Genomic DNA, 20,429 nt, shown 5'->3' on the forward strand with positions numbered 1-20,429 from the left:
AATAAAACCCATCAAAGAACTACAATTTGCAAATCGATAAATCATCTAAAAACCATCTAAAATCAACGCAATCACAATCAACACAATCACACATCAAAACAACTCTAAGCAGCACACAAAATTCTTAAAACACTCTTTAAAAACTTAATCTCTAACAAATTGCAATTACACTTTATAACACACAAGATTACGCTAAACGCCAGGCATCAACACGCCGAACGAGGCGAGCGCAAACTGACAAATCGCCGCTCAGGCGCTACCCCAAATCGCCGCCAAAACGCAGCCAAATCGCCGCTTAAGCCTACCCCAAATGCCAGCTTAAACGGTGTAAATCACTAGCGCCGTGCTGTAAAATCGCAGCACGATGCGCCTTAGAACCGTAGCCCTTGTTACTAGCCCAATCGTAAGCAGCGTACTTAGGATTTTGCGCTAAATCAATCATAAGCGAATCTCGAGTAACCTTAGCAATAACGGAGGCCGCAGAAACACTCGCACACTTTTGATCTGCCTTAACCAAAGTGTTAACTTTTACAGAAAACTGCATACTAGGAGCATCAAAAGTGCCTAAAACCTTGCCAATGTAGTTAAAAGGACCGTCCAAAATCGCAGCAATCCGCGCATCTTTAAGGCTAGAGCGCATGCGATTTTGAACATCGTTAATCGCGCGAATAGCAGCCACACCAAGAGCGTAGCTAATGCCCCACTCGTCAATCTCTTTATTTGAGCAAGACCCAACAGCAAAAGAATCACACCAATTTTCAAGCGGCTCCAGCAAACCCTCTCGCTTATGCGCGTTAAGAAGCTTGGAATCCGCTAAACCCTGCGGAAAATACCCAGACTCAATCTTTTTCGCACTAAAAAGCGCAGCGCCAACCATAACTGGGCCAGCAAGGCTACCGCGACCAACTTCGTCTAAGCCAATAACCCAATCGAAGCCACTTTGCAAAAGATTTTTTTCAAAGTCAAAAGATGGAATAACTGACGACACTTGCCCACCGCTACTTATTTGCAGACTTGGCTTTTACATCATCAAAAGCGTCGCTATGATTTTCAAAAATGCCCATACGATTGAACGGCCAAACTCGCATAAACGCCACGCCTTCAATCTTAGAAATCGGCACAAGGCCATCGTCGCCATCGTTTTTATGATACCTAGAATCCGCGGAATTAGCGCGATTGTCTCCAAGAACAAAAACGTGGCCTGGCTTAACTTTAACTTTAAACGGAAAAGCACTCGGGCTTACTCCTGGCCTAATGTAGGCAGACTCTAAAACAGGAACGCCATTAACCAAAATAGGGTCGCCGTCCCCCTTACACTCAACCGTGTCTCCAGGAAGCCCAATAAGGCGCTTAATTAAGTCTCTGCCAGCAAGAATGCCACCTCTGCTGCTTTCGCCATTTAACCAATTAGCTGGGTCTTCAAACACAACAATATCGCCGCGATTTAGCGAAAAAACCTTAGGAGTCAACTTAGACGTAACAACGTAATCGCCTATATGAATTGTGTCTAGCATAGATCCAGACGGTATAAAATACACGCCCAGAATAAAGATTCGCAAAAGAATCACCACAATAATAGGCAAAACGTACCAGGCAACAAGCTCTTTCCAAGAAGTTTTAAAAAGCTTTACAGTTTTTGCTTTATTGCCATTGCTAGAAACGTGATTTCCCCTGATTTTGCAACGATTAGAGCCAAATTTAAAAGCGCTCATAACACCAGAGCCAGAAGCAAGATTACGCTCAACTTCTGGCTCGGGTGGAACAGGAGAAGGATTTAAGCCGTGACCTGCCACATTAACAATATGATTATCGCTATTTTGCAAGTCTTCGGAATGCATATTAATCCTTATGTAAATCCTTAACCTAAATAAATTTACTTAGCAGCGCTGTTGTCACGACGCTCGGCAATACGAGCAGCCTTGCCACGCAAAGCGCGCAAGTAGTAAAGCTTAGCGCGACGAACGCGACCACTACGAACCAGCTTAATCGAATCGATAGCTGGGGAATGAAGTGGGAAGCGACGCTCAACACCAGTACCGAAGCTAACCTTACGAACAACAAAAGTCTCGCGAACGCCAGCACCCTTACGCGCAATAACTACGCCAGTAAAGGTCTGAATACGAGTGTTGTTGCCTTCCTGAATCTTAACGTTAACGTCAACGGTATCTCCAGGGCGGAAGGCTGGGATTTCTTCGGCAGCCTTAAGATGCTTAGCATCAAATGCTTCTACAGCATTCACCATAATAATTCCTCCATCGCCGCCGCATATCAGCGCAAGTTTAACCAAAACAGGGATTTTGCAATAATTTTTGCACTTTTTTACCCGTTTTGATAATCCATCCCGAAAAGTTTGCTTAACGGGAGCTTCCATCTGCCAATCTTTAAAAGCTGACTAGACTACTAATAAGCAGACTATGCGGCATCCGCTTATTGAAAGCATACGAACATAAATTTAGGCTCCATAATGGACATTTAGCGGCCAGCTTGCCACAGATTTATGCAATGCGATTTTGCCGAAAACACTACCGAAAACACTAGCGAAACACTAGCACGCAACATTATCGTGCAACGCTGTTAAGTGGCGCTGTTTCAACGGTACGAGTTAACTCATCGTCGTCAGCATCGTAGTCAAAAAGCTCACCATAACGACCCCAGCTAATCGCAATATCAAACTGCTGACGAGCCAACGCGTCTGTATGCTTGCTGCGAAGCAAATCCAAAATCAACTCACCGCGAAGCTTTCCGTTGCGGTTTCGGCTCAAAGCCTGATCAATCGCATGAACAAGAGGCGCGTGCTCAATCGCAAGTCGCGCAAACACCTGCTTGCTGTGCAGAATGTCGGCGTTATGCCACTCTTGGCCAGCTGGCGTAATCGTAATATGGCCGTTTTCTGCCGTAAGCAAATCAAGCATTGTTCCAGCATCCACAAGTGGGAACAAATCATCGATTTCAAACGACAAATCCGCAGCCAAATCGGCCAAATCAATGCCATCTGGAGTTTCCGAAATCACGTCTAGCAAACCGGCCATACCGCCTGGAGTTGCGTTTGGAAGCAATCGAACAGCCACTGGCTCTGGCTTTGCCTCGCCAGATTCCGCCTGTTCTTCGTTTTGCTTAGCTTCCACTTCTGCGTCGTGATGCTTTTGAATAAGCATGTCGGCGATTGCTGCGGCCTCGGTTTCTTCCGCATCCGTTTGCTCTGCAGGCACAGAGTCGGCAGCCGCGCTAGACGAATCGCTAGCAGCTGCAGATTCCGCGTTTTCTGCCTCCACATCTCCTTCGGGATTCGAGCCAGTCAAAATTGCGTAAAGCTTATCGACCATAGCCTCAAATTCCGCGCTGTGCTTGTCCCTCGGGCGAGGCAAATCAACCTGCACGTCTGCAATCAAATGACCTGGATGCGAGCCCAAAACAACCACGCGATCCGCCATTTGCACAGCTTCTTCAATGTTGTGCGTAACGATTACAACCGACTTAATATCGCGCTCTTCGCTAGACCAAAGCTTAAGCACTTCTTGACGAAGATTTTCTGCCGTAAGAACGTCGAGAGCCGAAAATGGCTCGTCCATAAACAGAGCGTCTGGGCGCAAAACCAGTGCACGCGCAATGCCTACGCGCTGGCGCATACCGCCCGAAAGTTCCTTTGGGTACGCGGTTTCAAAGCCGTCCAAACCAATTGCATCGATTGCTGCAAGAGCAAGCTCCGTGCGCTTTTCTTTACTAACGCCTCTAGCACGCAAACCAAGCTCCACATTGTCTTGAACCGTAAGCCATGGCATAAGAGCAAAGGTTTGGAACACGATTGCAACCCCTGGGTTTGGCCCTGTAAGCTCGCGTCCGCGATACTTAACCGTTCCCTCTGTAGGCTGAATCAGGCCTGCCATTGTTCTTAAGAAGGTTGACTTTCCCGCGCCCGAACGCCCTAGAATTGCTACGATTTCTCCCTCTTGCAGAGTGAAGGAAATATCGTGCAACACGTGCTGAGTGGTGCCACTATCCGATGTAAAACTCTGACTTATGTGCTTTGCGTCAATAATGTCGCTTGTAATCGAAGACTGCGAAGCCAAATTCTGTGAAGCCAAATTCTGTGCATTCAATTCAGCGTTTTTGTTTAAAGTGTTCATAATATTTGCCAATCTTTTTAATTCAATTAATTCAACACGTATCTTTTTGCGGAGTACCTTTGCAAAGGCGCCCAGAACAGTCGATTACTTAACACCACTATTAAGCTCATAACTGTTACTCCAACAAGAGTTTTTACAGAATCACCCACAGTTGTTGCGTTTGTAATATACGCACCCAAACCTTGAGTGGCCATTCGGTTCTTGCCGTATTCTACGATTTCTGCCACAATCGAAGCGTTCCATGCGCCGCCAGCGGCCGTAATTCCGCCCGTGCACCAAGATCCAAAAATCGCAGGCAAAATAAGAGTCTTCCACTTAAGCACGCGGCTTAATCTAAAGCTTCTTGCCATCTCGCGCAAATCGTCTGGAATTGCACTAGCACCCGCAATAACGTTAAACAGAATGTACCATTGCGTGCCAAGTGCCATCAAAATAATACTTCCCCAGCCAAGGTCAATGTGCCAAGCCATAAACCACATAATTGCAAACGGGAATATAAAGTTTGCTGGGAAGCTAGCCAGGATTTGTACAACAGGCTGCATAATGCGCGAAATCTTAGGATTTACGCCAATATACACGCCTATTGGCACCCAAATCAGCGAGCTAACAAAAATCAGCACAGCAACGCGCGCAAAAGTGAGAATGCCCAGCACTCCAGCCGTGGCGAACTCTTGCAAACCCGTGCGCGTGGCCACAAAGTAGAGCATTTGCGCGGCAGCCGCAAGGATTAAAACAATAGTTACAATGTTGAAAACTAAATCGCCAAGCTTGCGGGCAGACGCTTTACGAGGCCATTTTGCGCCCGTACGGCCGAATGGACGAGTAATCACTTCCAACCACTCGCGAACTGGCAAAAACAGCTTGCTAATAACTTCGTCCGCATGCGAATGACGGATTAACGTTAAAATCGCGCTTTTGCGCTCTTCGTCCGATGCGCTTTGCGTTATGCGGAATCGCTCCGACCAAGCGGTAAGCGGCTTCCAAAGGAAGAAGTCGATTGCAAGCACAACAACAATCATGGATAAAATGGCCCACCAAATGTTTCCAAGCTTGTTTTCTGCGGCGGATTGCGCCACAAAGCTACCAACGCCAGGCAGTGCGTAAGTGTGATTGTTTACGGAAATCATCTCGGAAGCGGTAAGGAAGAACCAGCCGCCGCCAACGCTCATCATGCAGTTCCAAAGCAGCGGAATCATTGCGTTTGGCATATCCAGCACCCAGAATCGCTGCCAATGCGTAAGCTGCAGGCTGCGCACGGCCTCGTCTAACTCCTTTGGCTCGCTTAAAAGCGAACGGTGGAACGAGAAAGTCATATTCCAAGCCTGGCTTGTAAAAATCGCAAAAATCGAAGCGGCTTCAACGCCCATCATCGACCCTGGGAAAATCACCAGCCAAATCGTTACTGTAGCCGAAAGAAAACCAAGAATTGGAACGGATTGCAAAATATCCAGCAGCGGCATAAGCACCTTGCCTAGGCGGCGGCTGCGGGCTGCAAGAGACCCGTAAACAATAGTAAAAATCAGCGATGCTATAAGCGCAAGCATCATGCGAAACACGGATCTAAGCGTGTAATATGGCAGATTAATAAGGTCGGTAGAAACCGCGGAAGGTATACCACTAGGGCCAATTGGCTGATTAATGCGCTGCAAAAGAAAAGCGCTTACGCCAAAAAGCGCGATTATGCCTACGCACACAATAATGTCGGACCAAAAACGAGTGTTTTCGTCCACTTGCGCGCTGGCACCGTTTTTTCCAGATGTTGTAAATATTGTCATGATAAGTCCTCTAGGAACGTGTATTTTCTTCGAGAGCCGCTTATCACCACTATTTTGCGCTTGTGTTTATTTTGCGGTTATTTTGTGTTTATTCTGCGGTTATTCTGCGGTTATTCTGCGGTTACTTTGTGCAAGCACAATAAACCCAATAAGCCCAATAAACCTAGTAAGCCTAATAAACTAATCCATAAACGCAAGCGTTTTGGCGGCGATTGCTGGCTTTTTTATATTCAGGAGGAACGTCCGTACTACTACTAACACTGTCTGAATCGTCACTAACAGCGTTAACGGTATTAGCAGTATTAGCACTTTGATTACAACCCGTACTGTCATGTTTCACAGCAATCACCTCCTTAAGTTCGTGCTAATTATAAAATATCGCCAATCTTGTGTCAAGCAACAAGAGCCGTCATCTTTCCCCGACTTTGTTGCTAATTTTGACGTTTCGAACAACATTCTCGGGAAAAACTTACCGAGTTTGTTGCTAATTTTGACGTTTCGAACAACATTCTCGGGAAAAACTTACCGAGTTTGTTGCTAATTTTGCCGATTTGAACAACATTCTCGGGAAAAATCTCCCGATTTTGTTGCGATTTTTGTCGATTTAAGCAACAAAAAGCCTCTTGACGCATATACGCCAAGAGGCTTTTCAACAATCAAATAAGATTGCTACACGCTCACTTACTTGCGATGAGCGCGGTAGAAGCGAATCAAGCTCTGCGTAGAAGCATCCTGAGCCGCCAAAGCGCTATCATCCTTAGAGATTGCAGGAGTAATCTGCTTTGCAAGCTGCTTGCCAAGCTCCACACCCCACTGATCGTAAGAATCCAAGCCCCAAACGGTGCCTTCAACAAAAGTGATGTGCTCGTAGAGAGCAATCAACTCACCCAAGCTAAATGGGGTCAAAGCATCGCCAAAGATGGAAGTGGTTGGACGGTTGCCGCTAAATACGCGAGCTGGAACAATCTCCTCTGGAGTGCCTTCAGCGCGAACCTCGTCTGCCGTCTTTCCAAAAGCAAGAGCCTTAGTCTGTGCAAGATAGTTGCCCAAGAACAACTCGTGAACATCTTGATCGCCATCTTTAGTAGGATTTGGCGTGTTTACAAAGGCAATAAAATCAGCTGGAATAAGCTGAGTGCCCTGGTGAATCAACTGGTAGAAAGCGTGCTGGCCATTGGTGCCTGGCTCGCCCCAGAAGATTTCGCCAGTTTCGCTGGTTACAGGAGTGCCGTCCCAGCGAACCGACTTGCCGTTGGATTCCATAGTGAGCTGCTGCAAATACGCTGGGAAGCGATGCAAGTACTGATCGTATGGAAGAACAGCGTGGGAAGCAACCTTGTAGAAGTTGCGGTACCAAACGTTGAGCATACCAAGAAGAACCACAACATTCTTCTCGAATGGAGTCTCAGCAAAGTAGGTATCGATTGCGTGGAAGCCCTTCAAGAACTCCTCAAAGCGCTCTGGGCCAAGAACAACGGCCAAAGAAGTGCCAACAGCGGAATCAACGGAGTAACGGCCGCCAACCCAGTTCCAGAAGCCAAAGGCGTTGGTTGGGTTAATGCCGAACTCTTCAACCTTCTCGAGGTTGGTAGAAACAGCTACGAAGTGCTTTGCAACAGCTTCTGCCTTCTTTGCATCGCTGCCGTCGATTGCGCCGCTCTCCTGAAGCTTGTTAAGCAACCATGTGCGAGCGCTGCGAGCGTTAGTCAAAGTTTCCAAAGTGGTGAAAGTCTTGGAAACGATGATGAAAAGCGTGGTTTCTGGATCCAAATCCTTGGTCTTTTCGGCCATATCGTTTGGATCAATGTTAGAAACGTAGCGAGCGCTAATGCCAGCGTCGGCGTATGGCTTCAAAGCCTCGTAAACCATGACTGGACCCAAATCGGAGCCGCCGATGCCAATGTTTACAACGGTCTTAATGTTCTTGCCAGTAACGCCCTTCCAAGCGCCAGAACGAACTTCGTTAGCAAAATCGTAAATGCGACCCAAAACCTCGCGAACGTCGGCAACGGTATCTTGGCCGTCTACAATAAACTTGCCAGCGTCTTCGGCTGGGCGGCGCAAAGCGGTGTGCAAAACTGCGCGGTCTTCGGTGTTGTTAATGTGCACGCCAGTGTACATTGCCTTAGTGCGCTCGTCGAGCTTAACAGCCTTAGCAAGGTCTGCAAAAAGCTTAAGCGTTTCTGGCTTAATCAAATTCTTAGAAAGATCGAAGTGGAGGTCTCCAGCTTCGAAGCTCAACTTATCCACGCGATTTGCATCTTCGGCAAACCACTTCTTCAGGCTCACGCCTTCGGATTGCAACTCATCATAGTGCTTTTGCAATGCAGCCCATTCTGGGGTCTTGACGGCGTCAACTGGTGGATTGATGGCCATTTCTAGGTCCTTTCATCTTTATAATAAACGATGTAATGCCGTTTATAATTTTAAAATTCAGCGCAATCTTGAGCGCACAAAAACACGCTAAGCAAAGGCGCTTGCATCACATCTTCCAATTGACAAGATACTCACAAAAGCGGACAGAAATACACGACTACTCGCACTCAAGCGAACATTACGGCGCGGCGCACTAGACAAAATCGAGATATTCATATATAGTATTTGATTTGTGCGCGAGTCGCGAATGCTTCTCGGGCAGCTGCCACTTTAGCTCAGTCGGTAGAGCGTCTCACTCGTAATGAGAAGGTCGACAGTTCGATTCTGTCAAGTGGCTCTTAAAAACCCATTTTTTGCCTATTTTAGGCGATTTTGCGCGAGTGGCGGAATGGTAGACGCGCAGGATTTAGGTTCCTGTGTCTTACGACGTGTGGGTTCAAGTCCCATCTCGCGCACATTTTGTAATCGCAAGTTTAAATCGCAAGATAAGTCGCAAGTTTTAGTCGCAACTATTTACTCTTTACTCAATAAACATCGCTTTTAACTCTGGCAAAAGTGCCCTCAAAGCGCTGCCGCGGTGCGAAATCGCATTCTTTTCTTGCTGACTAAGTTGCGCGCTAGTTAAATCGTGCATTTGAACACCATCCCTAACGGGCTGATCATTTGGCACAAAAAGCGGATCGTAGCCAAAACCGTTGCAACCTCTAGGCTCGCGAATCAAGCGCCCAACCATCTCTCCCACGCGAACAGTCTCAAAACCGTTGTCTTTCCACATTGTGTTTTCCAGATCCGCATCAACGCAGCCTTTAGGAACAGCAAGAGCAGCCGCGCATCTAAATCGCGCCGTTCGGCATTCGTCTGGAATATCTTCCAGCTGCTTAAGCAAAAGCGCGTTATTGGCCTTGTCGTCTCCATGAACCCCGCTCCAGCGCGCAGAAAGTATGCCTGGAGCCGCGCCCAAAACGTCTACAATCAAGCCCGAATCGTCTGCAACCGCAGGCAATCCAGTTCTTTGTGCAACGTCTCTAGCCTTAATCAGCGCGTTTTGCTCAAAAGTCACGCCTGTTTCCACTGGGTCTGGAAGCCCCAAAGAGCCAGCCGTCACAAGCTCAATATGCTCCGATATTTCCGCAAACTCTTCGTTAAGAATCCGCTTAATTTCAACGAGTTTACCCTCATTATGCGTTGCCACAACAAGTTTCACGCTCGCCACTCCTTAGTAATTTTGACTTAAAGCTGCGCGCTGAGCCGCTTGAAGCTCGCGATTTCCCTTAGCTGCCAAATCAAGCAAAACGTTAAGCTCGTCGCGATTAAACGGGCGATGCTCCGCCGTGCCTTGAATCTCAATAAAATTGCCCGAACCAGTCATAGCAACGTTCATATCGGTCATAGCCTGGCTGTCTTCTACGTAAGGCAAATCAAGCATTGGAGTGCCATTAATCACGCCCACCGAAACGGCGGAAACGGAGTCCTTAATTACGTTTTTAGCGCTGCGAATATGCTTGTGCTTTTCGGCCCAATTTAGCGCGTCTACAAGAGCCACGTATGCGCCAGTGATCGAAGCTGTACGCGTGCCGCCATCTGCTTGAAGAACATCGCAATCAATTTGAATAAGGCACTCGCCCATTGCCTTGGTATCTATAACACCCCTAAGGCAGCGGCCAATAAGGCGACTAATCTCGTGCGTGCGGCCGCCGATTTTGCCCTTAACAGACTCGCGATCGGTGCGCTCGGCGGTGGCCCTTGGAAGCATTGAATACTCGGCTGTAACCCAACCTAAACCAGTGTCTCGCCTCCAGCGCGGAACTCCAACCGTAAAGGTGGCAGTGCACATAACGCGCGTGTTTCCGCACTCAATAAGCACGGAGCCTTCTGGCACGTTTGTAAAATTACGAGTGATTTTTACTGGGCGTAACTCGTCCACTTCTCTGCCATCAAAGCGAATAGGTTTTACAGATTCCAACATATCCTTAATTTGAGCCATAATTCAACAATTTAGCACGCGGCATTAATCTTGAGCAAAATCGCCGATTTTTGGGGATTTTGTGGATTTTGGCATTTTGTACTAGATTTGCTCGCTAAGCGAAAGCCACTCTTCTTCTAACGCGCTCGACTCGCTCTGATTTGCCTGCAACTGCTCGTTAAGCTCTTGCAAACCAACAAAATCGCTAGGATCGTGGCTGGCCATTTTTTGCTCAAGCGCGCTTTTATCTTCCTCAAGCTTTTCTAGCTTGCGCTCTATTGCGGCAACTCTTCTTACGGCTTCGTGGTACGCTTTGCCAGTTAATTTTTGATCTGACTTTTGATTGGATTTTTGATCTGATTTTTCCGCAGAACCAGCAGATGACGAATCGCAAGCCGCCGCCGAATCGCCAGCCGCCAACTCTTGCATATTTGCGCGCTCGTAGTCTTCCATAATCTTTAAATACTCGTCAACTCCGCCTGGAAGATGGCGAATCTTGCCGTCAATCAACGCAAACTGCTGATCCGTTACGCGCTCAAGCAGGTATCTATCGTGCGAGACAACAATCAAAGTGCCTGGCCACGTGTCTAGTAAATCTTCCATAACGGCAAGCATGTCGGTGTCTAGATCGTTTCCAGGCTCGTCCATTATTAGCACATTTGGCTCGTTTAGAAGAATCAAAAGCAATTGCATGCGGCGTTTTTGGCCGCCCGAAAGGTCTGCAATCGGCGTCATAAGCTGCTCTGGCTTAAAGCCAAGCCTCTCCATAAGCTGGCCAGGAGTCACTTCTTTGCCGTCGATTACGTAACTTGGCTTGTATCGGCTCAAAACCTCTTTAACCTTATATTTTCCAAGCTTTTCCAGCTCTTCTAAGCGCTGAGAAAGCACGGCAAATTTTACGGTTTTGCCAATGTTTACGTGCCCTTTAGTTGGATGCAAAGAGCCGTCGATTATGCCTAAAAGCGTTGATTTTCCAGCGCCATTGGCTCCCACTATGCCGAATCGGTCTCCTGGCCCGATTAGCCAAGTTTGATTGTCTAAAATCATGCGGCCGCTAATCGTTTTTTGTACGGCGGCGCACGTTTCTTTTAATGACGATTCTGCTGGCGATTCTTGTGGAGATTCTTGTGGAGATTCTGCTTGCAAATCTGCGGCTGCTTGCGATTCTGCTTGCAATTCTTCTACAGAAATCGTAACGCTTCCATTATGAGTAGGCTGCGAAAATGGCGATTTTACAATATCCGCATCTGCCCCAACAGGCTTTAGCGAATCCGCAAAAATCTGCGTAACGTCAATCAAATCAACAACCTGCTTACCAAGGCGGGATGTGGCCATTCGCTTTAACTCAAGCGTGTCTCGCATTGGCGGAACGTCTGCTATAAGCTCGCGAGCCTGCTTAACGTGGAACTTCTGCTTTGTAGAACGCGCGCGGGCACCTCTAGAAAGCCAGGCAAGCTCCTTGCGCGCCAAATTCCGCCTGCGTTCCTCGCGAACATCCGCCTGGCGTTCGCGCTCAACGCGCTGCATCATGTACGCGCTGTAGCCGCCTTCAAACGGGTCGATTGCGCCATCGTGAACCTCCCACATAGAAGAGCAGACTTCGTCTAAAAACCACCTGTCGTGCGTAACCAGCAAAAGAGCGCCCTGGCCATCTTGCCACCTGTGCAAAAGATGCTCCGCAAGCCAATGAATTGTAAGCACATCAAGATGATTCGTAGGCTCGTCCAAAGCCAAAATATCCCAATCGTGCAGCAAAAGCCGTGCCAAATCCGCGCGCCTGCGCTGGCCGCCAGAAAGCGTGCAAACCTTAGCTTCCAGGTTGATTCCGCCCAAAAGGGCCTCCACGATTTCTCGCTGCTTTGAATCTGCGGCCCACTCGTAATCCTGGCGATTTTCTAGCGCGGCCTGGCGAACTGTGGCGTTATCGTCTAGCGGATCGCGCTGGCTTAAAATGCCAAAAGTTAGGCCATTTCTGCGCGTGACTCTGCCCGAATCTGGGCTAATCGCGCCTTGGAGGAGCTTTAAAAGAGTGGATTTTCCGTCTCCGTTTTTGCCTACGATTCCTATGCGATCGCCTTCAAAAACGCCTTGAGTTACGTCTTTGAAAATCGTTTTTGTTGCAAATTCAAGGGAAACGTGTTCTAGTCCCAAATCATAAGTAGGCATAACTCACAAATTATAGCTGCGCGACTATACCAAGCGCAACGTGAACGCTGGCAAGTCGTTGCGCCCGATTTTGTTGTTAATTTTGCGGTTTTGAACAACATTTTCGGTAAAACTTTCCCGACTTTGTAGCTCAAAATGCCAATTTGAACAACATTCTCGGTAAAACTTTCCCGACTTTGTAGCTCAACACACCGATTTAAACAACATTTTCGGGAAAATCTTCCCGACTTTGTAGTCCGAAACGCCAATTTGAACAACATTCTCGGGAAAAACAAAAGCCTCGCTCGGCAAAAACCAAACGAGGCTTATGAGTATATATGCTGTAAGCACCAGCAAAGCTAATCAGCTATCAGTAAAACACTAATAAAGCTAATCAGCTATCAGTAAAACACTAATAAGGCTAATCAGCTTACAACTAAACGCTAGTCGCGATTAGCGTGCATTGAGCGCACGCGTCGAGTTGCAAACGCCCCACCGATTGCAGCAAGCATAGTTGCCATCAATCCTGCAGTAGCAACGTCTGCGCCAGTAGCAATGCCAGCGCCTCCGCGAGAACGCATGTTCTTTATAACGCGGTTGCGAACAGCTGCACGCACGTTGGCTGCGTTAGCTTTAGCGTCCGCAAGCGCCTTACGAGCATCTGCGAGTCTGCGTGCCGCAGCGTCCACCTGAGCCTGCGTTGCGTGCGGATCTGCAGCAACACGCTTAGCCTGCGCCAGAGCATCGTCTAGCGCAGCCGCCGCCTGCTTAACGGCCGCATCCGCCTGCTTAACTTCTGGGGCGTTTTCAACGGCGTTGTTTACAGCCTTGTTGTCTACGCCTGCAGGGGCTGCGCCAGTAGTTCCTGCGCCAGCACCGGCGCCTGCAGACGCACCTGCACCACCCTGGGCGTTTGGAGCTGAGCCAGCGTTACCTGCGCCAGCGTTACCAGCGTTACCAGCGTTTGCGTTACCAGCGTTTGCATTACCATTGCCAGCACCATCTCCAGCATTGCCAGGCTTAGAATCGGCTTCAGCACTATCAATCTGAATGTTCAACTCGCCCTTATCCACAGTAGTAGGCGCATTATCGTTCACACCAAAGCCAGCGCCACCAGGGACTGGGCTTGGAAGTGGGCTTGGCATTGGAAGCGGGTTCACATCATTATCAACAGAACCATAACCACTCAAAGCCGCAGCAGCAGCACGCAAAGCCGCAGCAGCAGCATTCACCTGCTCCTGAGTTGCATTAGGATCACCGTAAACGCGACGAGCTTCAGCCAAAGCCTCATTATAAGCATTCTGCTTATCCGAAGATGAAATCAGATAAGAAATATAACGCTCTAAAGTATCCGCCTTAGAAAGCTCTGCAGCCAAATCCGTCTTATCAACATCAGCAGGAGTTGGGGTCGGCGTTGGAGTTGGCTCCTTACCGTTAAGAGCCTCTTCAGCTGCCTTAAGATTTGCAAGAGCTTCATTCAGAGCCTTCTGCTTAGCTTCCTTTGTGCTAAGATCTGGCTTCTGAGCGCCAGGCTGCTGACCGCCTTGACCGCCAGGTTGTTGCTGATCAGTTCCAGTCAACTGTGCAATGAGCTTCTTAGCAGCCTCAAGCGCCTTATTGTACGCCTGCTTCTTATCTTCAGAAGCCTTTGTGTACCTTACAGACTTCTTAATATCTGCATCTTTAGCGATTTGTTGCTCAAGCGGCTTGGTATCAACGCCATCCAAAGCAAGGCGAGCCTTAATAAGCTTGTCAAGAGCTTCATCAACAGCCTTCTGAGCTTTAGATTCCTCATCTGCACTCATCTTCTTGGCATCAGGCTCCTTAGTCTTTTCAGCATCTTGCAAAGCCTTTTCAGCATCCTTCAACGCTTGATCAAACGCATCCTTCTTATCCTTAGAAGCAGTTGTATAAACAGAATCACCTGGAGTCTTAGGGTCAGCTTGATCATTTGGCTTCAAGTTCTTATCAGACTCAATCTCTTTGCTTAGAGCATCGGTGTTAACGCCAGCACCCTTAGCTTTGTCGTCAATGGCCTGCATTGCCTTAAGAAGGTCATTGTACAGATCATTAACCTGATCCGCATTCTTGGCATCGCCATTAGCTTTGTTAAGCACTTCTTCGGCAGCCTTAAGAGCATTATCAAATGCAGTCTTCTTTTTAGAATCAACACCATTTCCAGTGTACTTGTCAGTTCCCTTAAGAGTTTCTGCCTTCTTCTTCAACTCGTCAAGACGACCCATGGCGGTATCGGTGTTAGTGGCATTTGCGAGCGCATCGTCGATATCATCTACGCCAAGATCCTTACCATCAGCATCCTTGTGATTACCAGCATCAGTGCCATTGATGATGTCTTCATACGCTTTCTTCTGCGCATCGTTCAAATGCTCAAGCTTGCCGATAGCATCAAGCGCATCCGCAATCTTCTTAGCCTTCAGCGCGCGATCCGCAATACCCGTTGGGTCGCCAAGCTTAGTGGCAGCATTGATATCATCAATGGCCTTCTGCTTGTCTTCTTTAGAAAGACCGCTATTGTTGATGCGCGTAATCTGCTTTTCTTTTTCTTGCTTGAGAGCGTTCTGGTCATCGTTGGTGTTGCCAGTCGTATCGCGCGTGCCTTTAGCATCTGTAATTGCCTTGTTTGCGGCATCAAACGAAGTTTTCACGCCTTCAAGAGCCTTCTTAATGTCAGAAGGCTTGGTTGCGCTGTTAACAGTATCCTTAGCGCCATTGATTGCAGTAATAGCAGCATTGTACTTTTCTTTAGCTGACTTCTTTTGATCCTCAGTCAAAGCGTTGTAGGCATTATCAAGCGCATCTTTCTTCTCGGTAAGTTGCTTGTTAGCAGCGTCTTTTGCTTTTTGCTCAGCGCGCGCATTAGCCTGCTTTGCAGCGGTTACTGCCTTGTTAAGTTCATCGGCAGTAGCTGCAGGATTCGTCTTTGCAAGTGCAGTTTCCAAAGCTGTAAGGGTAGCGTCCTTGCCAGTTGATCCTAGCAATTCTTTCAAGGCAGCATCATCGGCGTGAGTAGCCTCACTCTTCTTATCATCACTTGCATTACCGTGATCAAGGAACGGAAGAGCGCCCTTGGTAATGTCATTCTGCAACGCACCCTTAGCATCGTTAATCGCCTTGGCCTTGTCAAGAATCTTCTGCACTGCATCAGATGTCGTTGCGCCATTCGGATTTGCAGGTGTATTGTCACCATTAATCTCATTTTTGAGATTATCCTTTTCGTCTTTAGTCAGATTATCGAGCTTATCGATGTCATTAGATGCGTTGGTCTTATCGGTTTGAAGCTGTTGTTCTTGCTTCTTGTCGCGCTCCTTCTTATCCTTCTCTTTTTGCTCCTTTTCGCGCTTTTCCTTTTCTTTATTTGCTACATCATTAGGTTTTATAGTGCTACTAGACGTTTGAGAAGCGATCTTCTTAAGAACATCCTTAACATCTTGTTCAGTTTTAGCGTTATCAATCTCACTACTTAAGGTCTTTTTCTGCTCATCTGTAAGCTTAGGATTGCGATTGATAATTTCCTTCGCCTTCTCCCTCATCTTCTCCAGATTGCTCTTCTCACCAGGCTTTAAAGTTTCCTTCTTCTTATAAGTTACCTTAACGGAGAACAAATCATTATTAGCAGAATCCTGGAACACAAGTGTTGTAAAATCACTATTCTTGTATGTAACCTTTGCAATGCCATTAGCATTAGAAGTTGAGTTGAGCTCCATCTTAACTGTATCTGTTTTTGGCGTGAGAGCCGATGGAATCGCATACGGAGCTTTATCGCCAGTTATATCTGCATTTCCATCGTAATTTGCTTTAATAAATGCCTTTACAGCCTTTTTAAAGTCAGCTTCGGTTGGGGTTGTTGGATTGTCAACTTCAATCTCAGAAATTGAATTATACTTGCGCTCTGCTGGCTTCGGTTTTGTATAATCAGCAATCTTCTTGATAAGATCACGAAGATCTTTCTCATTATCTATTTTATTAATATCATTATCTTCAGCCTTAAGAGACTTGATAGCAGCATCATCTATTTCGTTAGCAGCCTTACGTTTGTCGCGCAAATCCTTGGCTTGCTGCTTCAAATCTGAAATTGTGTGGTCAACACCAGTACCAACCTTCTTAACATACAACTTTTTAGCTGGAACAGTGAAAAGGGTCTTAATATTACTATTACCCTTTTCATAGCCTTGAATTACTAAGCTACCGCCTTCTGAACTACTAATACTTACAACACCAGCATTATCATTTTGTCCATTAACATAGCATTGTAAGCCTTTAGTACCTTCAACAGGCTTATCTGTAGTTTTTAGAGTATAGCTTCCCAGAGAAGCATTAGTGTCATTTGTTAAATCAGTTCCATAATTAGACTTAACAAAATCTTTTAGAGCCTGAATCTGCTGCTGAGGAGTTGGCTCACTACCCGTATACTCTATTGGAGTTACCTTATACTTATAGATTCCACTTGTATTCTCAGTTTCCTTAGGCTTCTGCTTTTGTGGATTTTGCTTAAAGAATACACCCATTGGGTAAGTTACAGATTCATACCCAGGCGCCTTAAAAGTTACAGTTCCAGCGCCTTTTGCATCAACGCCATATTCAACACTAAGATTATCTACTGTAGTGTTTTTAGCAGCATCTTTTACATAACCCTTTAATGTATCTACAAGATTATCTAAAGCGCTCTTTGTTGATCCTGCTTTATTAACATCATCACTTGTTAATTTAAATGGATTAAACTGCACGGTCGAAGGTTTCTCTGGGAGCGTGACAGTAAAGTGATTTTGAGGAATAGGAGCTGGCTCTGGCTCAGTATTATGTTCTTGAGTTTGAGTTTTCTTCTTTAAATACAGATAGCCTGGGATTTCGGTTGTAGAACCATCCTTCCAGGTGATAGTTGCTGTGCCATCCTTTGAAATACTTACAGGAGAGTTATTATCTTTCTTTGCCTCAGCATAAATATTCAAATCCTTGTTGGCGTCGTCAAACTTTTTAATGAGATCAGTAATTTCCGCATCTTTCAGCGACTCAGGATTATCAACCTCCGTATAATCAGGCACAGTGTAAGGAGCCCAGTCGGCGATAGTTGCTCCCTGATACACGAGTTCGGACGCAGGAATTGTAAACTTGGAGTCATCCTTGTATGTGACTTCCACGGAACCATTATCATTAACCTTAAATTCGTACTGGTTACTAGTTTGCTTCACATGCTTCAAGAACTCGTTTGGAGTTCCCTTACCATTGGCATCAATAATCGCTTGACGAACTTTAGTCTTTTCACCAGGTGTAAGATTATTCAAATTCACTACAGGCGTGCGCTCAGGCATGGTTGGCTTGTACTTGTCTTTGTCTTCTTCATTCTTAACAACAAGCAAAGCGGCAGGAATCGTGCGCTTAGTGTTGTCCTTAAAGGTAATAGTAGCCACACCCTTATTTGACACTTCCACTTTATCCACTAATTCCGAGTAGTGTTTAGTATCCTTATTAGCTGTTGCAATTTTTTCTTTAATCGTCTTTTGCTCGTCGGTACTTACATTTTTGAGATCCTTCACAGGTGTAACCTCTGGATACACAAGCTTTAAATGGTCCGCAATCTTTGGCGTATTGTGCTTTTGACCAACGGCATAGTGCCAGTTACCTGCAAAACGATAAACGCCTGCCGCAAAACGAAGCGGATTCGTATCGCGCTCTTTCCATGCAGTGTCCGTCATCTCGCCAACGTAAGTCATATCATAGAAGCGCTGCCCTGCCGACTCCCAATCTACAAAAATACCTTGCAAGCCGTCGGTTTCATCCTTATAACCGTCCCACTGCTTTTCAGTATTACCGACAGTGTCGTATTTGCCACCATTAAGGCCAAGCAGCTGCTTCCAACCCTTGCTGGCAAGCACGTCTTTTTTATCAAAGTAGAAGTTGGAAATATTACTCCACTCTTCTGGCTTATTGTATTTCTTCTGCGACACCTGGCCGTAGCCTTTAGTATCTGTAAATGTAAACTGCGATTCGCCTGCTGGCACAAACGGATGATTACCGCGCACATCAGTCATTTTTTCAACGCGCGTGTACACAATATTTTGCACATTCTGCAAGCCCTTTGGAACACCAAACCACCACATTGGGCGGAATCGCCAGTCATCGGCCGTGCCGTCCTTTTTGGCACAATTAGAAAGATAATGAACGCGAACAAACTTGCCAAGCGGGTCTTTGCCTGTGGTTCCGCCCACCTGAGCATGCTCAAGAGTATCGTAATAATCCACCTCAATGTGGAAACGAGCTTCGCTATAACTTGCGTCTGTTTTATAACCGTAATAAATGTTGTTGCCAGTGCCGTCTACATAACCGTCAGCATAGGCAGGCGAGGAAACGAATACCCCCCCCCCTAGAACCATTGCGCCAGCCAACATTGCCGCGCAAACGCTCTTTGAAAGAACTGGCTGAGAGTCTGCCCCAACACCAGCGCCAACGCCAGAATAATGCTTAACTACACGAATTTTCTTAGACATACTCTTACTCCATTATCTTTTTCTTTGGATTAATGCGCCAACCAGACCGCAAAATCCATATAACTATGCAAGGCATATTTTACTCATTGTTTTATACAATTTAAGATTAATTCGTATGATGAATTTTATGTGATTTACACACTCAATCCGTGCGAACGATCTCCCCGCGTTTGTTCCCATTTGCCCGCGTTTGTTCCCATTTTGGTCGATTTTGGAAACAAACGCAGGAAAAAAGAAACAAAAGCAAGAACGCCACCCGCGCGCTACGCTTTAAGCGAAAAGGCAGGTCGTCGCGCAAACACGTAAAACAAAAGCGACTAGCCACAAAAACATGCAACTAGTCGCAAAAGCGTTATTAGAGCTAAATATTACTCCGACCTAGCGGATGCGCCATCAGCCTCACTCTTAGAAGCATCAGCTTTAGTCTCTGGCAAATCAGCTCACCTGCCAACAAACTTCTTGTACGCGTCTTGGTCAACAACAACGTCTAAATCACCAATCCAAACGCATGGCTCATCCGCCTTGCAGAATCCATACTTAAAGAAGTAAAGACCATCGTCCATATTTAGTGAGTAAGTGCCGCCCATATTAAATTTCTTTAAATCAAGCTTTTTAGCAAACTGAATCAAATTCCAAATGCAAATATAGCCTGGGCTAATCTTTCCGCGCATAGTCTGAGTTGCGCCGTAAATGTACCACAAAGTGTCTTTATACGGAAAAGCAATCATGCTTGCAATAGGCTCGCCCTCATACTCGCAAGTGCAAATCTCAATTTGAGGGAAAGCGTCTAACAAACGCTCAAAATATTCCTTAGGCCTATATGTTATACCATGCCTATTTGCCATAATTTCTGTAAGAGCATAAAAAGTGTCTAAATCTTCTTTGCTTCTGCTCCACCTTGTAGAAACACCTGCTTTAATGGCGGCCCTAATATGCCTTCTTGTCATTGAACTAAAGCCAGCCATCAAATCTTCTTCAGACTTTCCTTCAACAGTCAGCATAATCTCGTAACGTGGATTCGAGAACGAGTGAATATTTTCGCCATCGCTTCTAAAAGTAAAGCCTTGATCTCTGTACTTTTTTACAAGATCTTGATCATTTTGAACGCAAGGATCCAATCTAAGCAAAAATGCATTGTACTTTTCAAAAAGTGGCTTTGCTTCGTTGATTAGCTTTTTAGTAGTTTCAACGTTGTAAAAGTCGCAAACTGGTCCTCTAGGAGCGTAAAGGAACATCTTATCGTCTATTGCTTTAATTCCTAAAACAGACATTGCAGCACAAATTTTGCCATTGTCTTCCAGATAAACGTATTCGCTAATCCAATTATTTTTGACTTTCGCCCAATTCATATCTTGCATTGCGTGCGCATATTGTGAATTTTTTACAAAGTCCTCGTATTCTTTAACTTTAGCAGAATCATTTTTATCTAGTATTGGCATTTGCACTCCTTTTTTGCTCAATACACGATTTTAGCGCGACTACCGTTTAAGATATTTGCTTTAGCGTTTTACAAGGTGATTTAGGCTATTTGCGACTTGCCGCA

The 20,429-nt window shown here is 46.2% G+C and carries 12 protein-coding genes and 2 tRNA genes; 2 read left to right on the forward strand and 12 right to left on the reverse strand.

What is annotated here, in order from left to right; translation table 11 throughout:
- Positions 1 to 301: 301 nt before the first annotated feature.
- From ACZ0NX_RS03840 to pgi, 7 genes are all read right to left on the reverse strand, one after another.
- A complete protein-coding gene (locus ACZ0NX_RS03840; protein WP_464405622.1) occupies positions 302 to 988 on the reverse strand; it encodes a ribonuclease HII in 687 nt (228 codons plus the stop codon).
- 10 nt (positions 989 to 998) lie between these two features.
- A complete protein-coding gene (gene lepB / locus ACZ0NX_RS03845) occupies positions 999 to 1,838 on the reverse strand; it encodes a signal peptidase I (protein ID WP_464405624.1) in 840 nt (279 codons plus the stop codon).
- A gap of 35 nt (positions 1,839 to 1,873) precedes the next feature.
- On the reverse strand, positions 1,874 to 2,242 hold the full coding sequence (gene rplS, locus ACZ0NX_RS03850) for a 50S ribosomal protein L19 (protein WP_004127473.1): 369 nt from the start codon (positions 2,240 to 2,242) through the stop codon (positions 1,874 to 1,876).
- 316 nt (positions 2,243 to 2,558) lie between these two features.
- Positions 2,559 to 4,124, reverse strand: coding sequence for an ABC transporter ATP-binding protein (locus ACZ0NX_RS03855; RefSeq protein ID WP_415689431.1), 1,566 nt, complete (start codon positions 4,122 to 4,124; stop codon positions 2,559 to 2,561).
- 26 nt (positions 4,125 to 4,150) lie between these two features.
- Positions 4,151 to 5,899, reverse strand: a complete 1,749-nt coding sequence (locus ACZ0NX_RS03860; RefSeq protein ID WP_464405626.1) for an ABC transporter permease — start codon at positions 5,897 to 5,899, stop codon at positions 4,151 to 4,153.
- Positions 5,900 to 6,071: 172 nt separating this feature from the next.
- The gene (locus ACZ0NX_RS03865; protein WP_415689428.1) at positions 6,072 to 6,239 is read right to left on the reverse strand and encodes a hypothetical protein; all 168 of its coding nucleotides are present in this window, start codon (positions 6,237 to 6,239) and stop codon (positions 6,072 to 6,074) included.
- Positions 6,240 to 6,580: 341 nt separating this feature from the next.
- Complete coding sequence (gene pgi, locus ACZ0NX_RS03870; RefSeq protein WP_060787164.1) at positions 6,581 to 8,275, reverse strand: glucose-6-phosphate isomerase; 1,695 nt, start codon at positions 8,273 to 8,275, stop codon at positions 6,581 to 6,583.
- A 264-nt stretch (positions 8,276 to 8,539) separates the two neighbouring features.
- On the opposite strand from pgi, the gene ACZ0NX_RS03875 reads away from it, so the two are divergent.
- Both ACZ0NX_RS03875 and ACZ0NX_RS03880 read left to right on the forward strand, forming a co-directional pair.
- Positions 8,540 to 8,612 (forward strand) — tRNA-Thr (locus ACZ0NX_RS03875).
- Positions 8,613 to 8,649: 37 nt separating this feature from the next.
- Positions 8,650 to 8,730: transfer RNA gene (locus ACZ0NX_RS03880), tRNA-Leu, on the forward strand.
- 65 nt (positions 8,731 to 8,795) lie between these two features.
- Here ACZ0NX_RS03880 and ACZ0NX_RS03885 read toward each other — a convergent pair.
- From ACZ0NX_RS03885 to ACZ0NX_RS03905, 5 genes are all read right to left on the reverse strand, one after another.
- On the reverse strand, positions 8,796 to 9,479 hold the full coding sequence (locus ACZ0NX_RS03885) for a non-canonical purine NTP pyrophosphatase (RefSeq protein ID WP_464405629.1): 684 nt from the start codon (positions 9,477 to 9,479) through the stop codon (positions 8,796 to 8,798).
- 12 nt (positions 9,480 to 9,491) lie between these two features.
- Complete coding sequence (gene rph, locus ACZ0NX_RS03890; RefSeq protein WP_060787166.1) at positions 9,492 to 10,259, reverse strand: ribonuclease PH; 768 nt, start codon at positions 10,257 to 10,259, stop codon at positions 9,492 to 9,494.
- 81 nt (positions 10,260 to 10,340) lie between these two features.
- Positions 10,341 to 12,404, reverse strand: a complete 2,064-nt coding sequence (locus ACZ0NX_RS03895; protein ID WP_464405631.1) for an ABC-F family ATP-binding cassette domain-containing protein — start codon at positions 12,402 to 12,404, stop codon at positions 10,341 to 10,343.
- A 422-nt stretch (positions 12,405 to 12,826) separates the two neighbouring features.
- A complete protein-coding gene (locus ACZ0NX_RS03900; RefSeq protein WP_464405633.1) occupies positions 12,827 to 18,886 on the reverse strand; it encodes a MiiA motif-containing surface protein in 6,060 nt (2,019 codons plus the stop codon).
- A gap of 440 nt (positions 18,887 to 19,326) precedes the next feature.
- The gene (locus tag ACZ0NX_RS03905; protein ID WP_464405635.1) at positions 19,327 to 20,325 is read right to left on the reverse strand and encodes a lipid II:glycine glycyltransferase FemX; all 999 of its coding nucleotides are present in this window, start codon (positions 20,323 to 20,325) and stop codon (positions 19,327 to 19,329) included.
- Positions 20,326 to 20,429: the final 104 nt, after the last annotated feature.

Source organism: Gardnerella rara, from assembly GCF_055452355.1.

Excerpts from the sequence above, each read along its gene's own strand:
- lepB (WP_464405624.1), bottom strand. The coding sequence starts at position 1,838 with ATGCATTCCGAAGACTTGCAAAATAGCGATAATCATATTGTTAATGTG.
- rplS (WP_004127473.1), bottom strand. The coding sequence starts at position 2,242 with ATGGTGAATGCTGTAGAAGCATTTGATGCTAAGCATCTTAAGGCTGCC.
- ACZ0NX_RS03855 (WP_415689431.1), bottom strand. The coding sequence starts at position 4,124 with ATGAACACTTTAAACAAAAACGCTGAATTGAATGCACAGAATTTGGCT.
- ACZ0NX_RS03860 (WP_464405626.1), bottom strand. The coding sequence starts at position 5,899 with ATGACAATATTTACAACATCTGGAAAAAACGGTGCCAGCGCGCAAGTG.
- pgi (WP_060787164.1), bottom strand. The coding sequence starts at position 8,275 with ATGGCCATCAATCCACCAGTTGACGCCGTCAAGACCCCAGAATGGGCT.
- rph (WP_060787166.1), bottom strand. The coding sequence starts at position 10,259 with ATGGCTCAAATTAAGGATATGTTGGAATCTGTAAAACCTATTCGCTTT.
- ACZ0NX_RS03895 (WP_464405631.1), bottom strand. The coding sequence starts at position 12,404 with ATGCCTACTTATGATTTGGGACTAGAACACGTTTCCCTTGAATTTGCA.
- ACZ0NX_RS03900 (WP_464405633.1), bottom strand. The coding sequence starts at position 18,886 with ATGTCTAAGAAAATTCGTGTAGTTAAGCATTATTCTGGCGTTGGCGCT.
- ACZ0NX_RS03905 (WP_464405635.1), bottom strand. The coding sequence starts at position 20,325 with ATGCCAATACTAGATAAAAATGATTCTGCTAAAGTTAAAGAATACGAG.